The 279-nt window shown below is 64.2% G+C and carries 1 protein-coding gene; it reads left to right on the top strand.

The window, feature by feature from the left end:
- On the top strand, positions 1-279 hold a 279-nt coding region (locus ACPYOJ_RS35195), incomplete at both ends, for a hypothetical protein (RefSeq protein WP_481420362.1).

The following is a 279-nucleotide window of genomic DNA, read 5'->3' on the forward strand; positions in this document are numbered from 1 at the left end:
CTTCGACGATGAGCTGGTGCGCCGGATGGAGGGGCACGAATTCGACACGGTGAAGGTGCTGCAATGGCGCAGCAAGGATTTCGACTTCGCCTCGATCGCCGCGCTGCGCGCCAGTCTCGAAGACGCCCCGCGCGTGCAGGGCTTGACGCGGGCGCTGCCTGCGGTAGACCAGCAGGCGTTGGAATATCTGTCACGCGATCTGGAGATTGCCGATCTTGCCAGCAGCCCGGCGCGGGTCGAAAAATTATGGGAGGCCTGTGCGCTTCCCGACTATCGGCG

The organism is Rhizobium sp. SVR5-9E, assembly GCF_056755095.1.